The sequence below is a fragment of the Carnobacterium sp. genome, from assembly GCF_032094055.1.
Taxonomy (GTDB): Bacteria; Bacillota; Bacilli; order Lactobacillales; family Carnobacteriaceae; genus Carnobacterium_A.
Map to the genome: position 1 here is coordinate 1 of NZ_DAMDAK010000058.1, position 5,836 is coordinate 5,836.

4 protein-coding genes are annotated in these 5,836 nt (G+C 36.9%); all 4 read right to left on the reverse strand.

What is annotated here, in order from left to right; genetic code table 11:
• Nucleotides 1-508: 508 nt before the first annotated feature.
• Nucleotides 509-2,140: an alpha-glucosidase gene (locus tag RT405_RS09250; RefSeq protein WP_313469230.1), complete on the reverse strand. Its 1,632-nt coding sequence runs from the start codon at nt 2,138-2,140 to the stop codon at nt 509-511.
• A gap of 22 nt (nt 2,141-2,162) precedes the next feature.
• Nucleotides 2,163-2,825 carry a beta-phosphoglucomutase gene (gene pgmB / locus RT405_RS09255; RefSeq protein ID WP_313469241.1) on the reverse strand — a complete coding sequence of 221 codons (663 nt, stop codon included), beginning with the start codon at nt 2,823-2,825 and terminating at the stop codon, nt 2,163-2,165.
• Nucleotides 2,826-2,871: 46 nt separating this feature from the next.
• Nucleotides 2,872-5,145: a glycoside hydrolase family 65 protein gene (locus RT405_RS09260; protein ID WP_313469231.1), complete on the reverse strand. Its 2,274-nt coding sequence runs from the start codon at nt 5,143-5,145 to the stop codon at nt 2,872-2,874.
• The coding region (locus tag RT405_RS09265; RefSeq protein ID WP_313469232.1) for a DUF1189 domain-containing protein at nt 5,138-5,836 on the reverse strand (699 nt) is incomplete at its 5' end. The genes RT405_RS09260 and RT405_RS09265, both read right to left, overlap by 8 nt.

Consider the following 5,836-nt stretch of genomic DNA (forward strand, 5'->3'; position numbering starts at 1 on the left):
TACACAGTTATTTCGTTCTTGCTTTGTTCAGTTTTCAAAGGTCTAATGTGTTTGCCGTTGTGTTTTTAACAACTTCTATATCTTAGCAAACTTTATTTTGTTTGTCAACGGTTTTTTTGAATAAAATTAAATTATAGTGGATAAATATCCACATTCATTTTTCGCAGCTAAACCTGTATTCAACATTTAAGATTCTACCATAGTTTATTATCAATTGTCAAAGCTTTTGTTTCTTTTGAAGATAAACTTTTGTAACCCTTTGCATCTCGAGGGTTGCAACATCCATTACTATAACAAGTTTTTATAAAGAGGTCAATAAAAAAATCAAAGATTTTCGTCTCCATTTTAAAGACGAACATTCGCCGAACTATTCTTTTTAATTCTCGTATATATATGCAGCTGGTTTTGAATAAAGGAACTTTCCTTGCCCACCCTTTTAAATCGTTCGTTTTACTCTAATAAATCAAAAAAGTTTTAAAGAACTTTCTAGTCCTTTAAAACTCTTCCCCTAACTCAATTGGTAAATAACCGCTTCATAAGGTCGAAGCGTTAAGTTTGATAACTCCATTCCGCTGTTAATGTAATTGCTTAAAATAATTGAAGCTGCCTGTCGAGAAGGATCTTTATAAACTGCTGCTGTTCCATAAAAATTAATCACAACCAACCAAGTTTCGCCTTCATAACTGCGTTCGTACACATATAACTGAGGGTCTTCTGGCAATAATTCCCGATACTCTCCCCAGACTACCAATTCGTGCTCTTTCCGTAGTTGTATTAATTTTTGATAGTGTTTAAAAATACTATCTTCCTTTAAGTAATCAGTAGCTACATTTATTTCTTCATAGAGAGGATTTAAAGCTAACCAAGGTGTTCCGGACGTAAAGCCGGCATGTGCTGTAGCATCCCATTGCATTGGACGTCTTGAATTATCGCGTCCCTTTTTATTAATGGACGCTAAAACAGCTTGTGGATCACAACCTTGTGCTATACGTTCATGGTACATGTTTTTACTTTCAATATCATCAATCTCTTCTATAGAAGAAACAGGAGTGTTGATCATTCCGATTTCTTCTCCTTGATAAATATATGGTGTTCCTTTCAATACATGTAAAAATGTCGCAAACATTTTTGCTGAAACAACTCGGTATTCTTCAGAATCATCTCCCCAATTGGAAACGATGCGCGGTATATCGTGATTATTCCAAAATAAACTATTCCAGCCTTTTCCATCCAATTCAGTTTGCCATTTAGTAAAAACAGCTTTTAATTCGATAAAATCAAGTGGCTTCGTATCCCATTTTGGTTTATCCGGCTGTTGGTCTAAACCAATGTGTTCGAATTGAAACACCATTGATAGCTCTTCACGGTCAGGATTTGAATACAGTTTTGCAATCTCAGGAGTTGCTCCCCATGTTTCACCAACTGTCAGTACATCGTAATTGCCAAAAGTTCGTTGATTCATTTCTTGCAAATAGGCATGTAATTTCGGTCCATTCGTAGTAATTAATTGATCAGGTACTTTTCCGATAGTGTCAATAACATCCATTCGGAATCCGCCAATACCTTTTTCTAGCCAAAAGTTCATCATGCTCCAAATCTGTTCATGGACTTTAGGATTTTCCCAATTCAAATCTGGCTGTTTCTTACTATAGAGATGCAAGTAATATTGGCCGGAATTTTCATCAAATTCCCAAGCTGGACCGCTGAAAACCGATAATAGTTCATTAGGCAATCCTCCATCTTCAGCTGGTTCCCGCCAAATATAGAAATCACGAAATGCATTATCGCGTCCTTTTTGAGCTTCAATAAACCAAGGGTGTTCATCGGATGTATGATTAACAACTAAATCCATTACAATTCGGATGTCTCGTTTTTTTGCCTGGTCAATCAGTTCTTCCATATCCGCCATTGTGCCGAATTCAGGAGAGATGGCTTGGTAATCGCTAATGTCATACCCATTATCATCATTTGGCGATTTGTAAACTGGACTCAGCCAAATAACATCGATGCCTAATTCAGCTAAGTAATCCAAACGCTGGATAATTCCTCGTAGGTCTCCAATTCCATCTCCATCACTATCTTGAAAACTTCTAGGATACACTTGATAAACAACTGAACTATGCCACCACTTTTTTTCCATTCTATCAAAACTTCCTCTCATTTTATTGGCTTTGAGCTGCAGCCAAAATAGTTGATAGCTTCAAATCAATTGTAGTAGCTACAAATAAATCTGCTGCTTTCATTGATTGCTCATTGCCTACTCCAACTGAAAACATGCCCGCCGCATTGATCGCTTCGATTCCAGCTTCTGCGTCTTCGATACCAACACATTCTTCTGGCCGCAATCCCAATTGCTCTGCTCCTTTAATAAAAATTTCCGGATCCGGCTTACCATGCAGTAATGTTGCAGGATCTATTACAGCGTCAAATACATCGGCAATTCCAAGACGTTCTAAAATAACAGGCCCATTTTTACTAGCAGAAGCTAACGCTAGTTTCATCTCTGCTTTTTTTAAATCCATCAATAGTTCCGTTATTCCGGGTAATAGATCAGCTGAAGTAATTTGAGTAATCAGCTTTTTATAGTCTTCATTTTTTTCATCTGCTAAAATTAATTTCTTTTCTTCAGAATAGAGATTGCTTTTATGGCCATAAGCTAAAATCCGGTCCAGTGAATCCATGCGGCTGATGCCTTTCAATTGTTCATTGAACTCCCGATCAAAAGAAATCCCAATTTTTTCACCCAATTCTTGCCATGCTAAATAATGGTACTCTGCGGTGTCTGTCAATACACCATCCAAGTCAAATACAAATCCTTTGATCATATCTGTCACTTCCTCATCCTTGTTTAATTATTGAATTTTTTATCGTTTACTGAATAGCAACAGATACTTCCGTCGTCAATTCTTGGATTTCATCATAAATTTTGAATGTCAATGGTTCTCCTTCTACTAAAGAGACTTTGACCGTTTCTTTTGTGACTGTGATATGCAGCAACCTGCCGCGGTATTTGATCATAAAATTGTATCCGTTCCAACCGGCAGGACAAAAAGGTCTAAAAACTAGTTGTTCGTCAGCCGTCCGCATTCCGGCAAAGCCCTGTACAATAGCCAACCAACCGCCGCTCATTGATGTAATGTGCAACCCATCTTCTGTATCGTTGTTATAATTATCTAAATCCAAACGTGCAGTTCGAGCATAAAATTCAACTGCTTTTTCTTTTTTCCCTAATTCTGCTGCTAAAATGGCATGGATAGAAGGTGAAAGTGAACTCTCATGAACGGTCATCGGTTCATAAAAATCAAAGTTTCGTTGCTTTTCTTCCATTGTAAATTCTTGATTTAAATAATAGATTCCTTGCAGGACATCCGCTTGTTTAATAAAACAAGAACGTAAAATTTTATCCCACGACCAGTGCTGATTGATTGGTCGTTCCGCAGCATCCAACGAAGCAACGGGGCGTAAATCTTTATCCAAAAAAGTATCATGTTGGACAAAGACGCCTAATTCTTCGTCATATGGATAGTACATATTAGCAATAATATCTTGCCAATAAGTGATTTCTTCATCTGTTACATTCAGTTCTGCTTGCTTTGCTATCGAAATTTTGCTTAGACTCTCCAAAGTATATTCTAGCGTCCAAACTGCCATTCGATTAGTGTACCAGTTGTTGTTAACATTATTTTCATATTCATTAGGACCTGTTACTCCATGAATCATATAGCCAGCTGCTCGCTCAGAATAATGAACGCGATCTGCCCAAAATCGGGAGATCCCGGTTAAAACGTCAATACCTTTTGTGAGCAAGTACTCTTCTTTTCCTGTATAGTTCGTGTAATTGTAAATAGCATAAGCAATTGTGCTATTGCGGTGAATTTCTTCGAATGTAATTTCCCACTCATTATGGCACTCTATACCATTGAAAGTAACCATCGGATATAAAACACCTTTTAACCCTTGCTGTTCAGCATTATGGACAGCTCCTGGCAATTGTTCAAAGCGATACTTTAATAACTGTTCGGTGACAGTTTCATCTGCTACAGAAAGGTACATCGGTACAATATATGCTTCTGTGTCCCAATAAGTTGCTCCGCCGTATTTTTCACCGGTAAAACCTTTTGGTCCTACATTCAAGCGCGAATCTTCTCCATAATAAGTAGAAAACAATTGGAAAATATTAAACCGAATCCCTTGTTGACTTTCATCATCTCCTTCAATAACAACATCGGCTTTATGCCACCGTTCTGCCCAAGCTTCAACGTGTTCTGCTTCTAAATCAGCTGTACCTTTAGCTAATGCAGTATCTAAAATGACTGCGGCAGCTGTTTGCTGTTTTTCTGGAACCACATCACGACTAGTAACGACACTGACTAATTTTGTAATGCCTGCTTTTTCACCTGCTGCTAATTTATAGGTGATTTCTTCTCGTACTTGCATAAAGTCTTCAGCTGTTTGCCGGTTTTCAGCATCTTCGGCTAGCGTTTGCATCATCGTCGTCACAGTAAATTGTTCAATGCCGAAAGTATTCGGAATGGTTTTCGTTGTTAAAGAGCTTTTTTCTCCGCTTTGTCGTCCTATTTCCTGCCAGAAATTTTCTTCATAATTGCTGTCTTCGTTTGAAACATTCCCATCCATTAATGGTACAAAAGTAACCACAGCTTCACCTTGGAGAACTTCTGCATTTACTTCAATAAGAGCTAACTCTTTAATCGTGATGCTGACGAAACGTTTAAATTGAAAATGCGTTTCAACTTCGTCTTTAATGACTGTAAAAGATCGATATAAAATACCTGTCTGCATATTCAATTCTATTTTGTAATCTTTAATAAGATCTTTAGCTAAATCAACTTTTTGGTTATTGATATACAGTTCAATCGGAATAAAGTTCGTAGCATTGATCACTTTTCCAAAGTATTCTGGGTACCCATTTTTCCACCAGCCAACCCGCGTTTTATCCGGGAACCAAACGCCTGCTAGATAAGTACCTAAATGGCTGTCGCCAGAATAGCCTTCTTCAAAATTTCCGCGCATTCCCATATAGCCATTTCCAATAGAAGTCAAGCTTTCTTGGAGACGCTTATCTTCTTTTTCTAGAGAAGAAGACGTAATTTTCCATGGGTCTACTTCAAATAAACGTTTAATCATTGACTTTGCCTCCCAAAATACCCTTTTTATTTTCTAAACTTACTTTGTCGTTAAATTTCGTTTGATAAAAAATCATTAAAATCATTAGAACCAATCCTAGTGATTGAATCGTCAACATGACCACTATGTCAAATTGTATAAAAGCAGAAACAACTGCGACTAACGTAGATAATCCCATCGCATTTTCTATTACATTCAGCGATTCTTTATAGGTTTGGATAGATGAAAAAGAGTTTTTTCTAGTTAAATACAAGAAGAAAGCAGAACCGAAAACAATGAACAATGTACTGATAAATAAAATACTGAACACAAGCAGCATCAAAGAACCCACTACATACCCTCGATTTTGAATAAACCATTGCCGTGAAAGTTCTGCTTTCACTTCTTTAATCGTTTGGATGCTTCTTAAATCAACATCTTTTGTGTACTGAACTTTAGAAACTGGAATACCTTCGTTTTTTAGATAAAATTCATTTTCCGCAAAAATGAGTGCATTTTTTTCTTTCAGCTTTTGTTTAACTTGTTCTTCAGAGCTGCCAATACTGATGATCCCATTTTTTGTTTCAATGTTTACTTCTGTTTGTGGCTGCAATATTCCATTAACAATAGTCGTTTTTTGAAGGGCAGCAATCGCTGGTTCGTCTATTAAATCAAAAGTTTCAGGATAACTTTCATCAATAGGATAACTCTC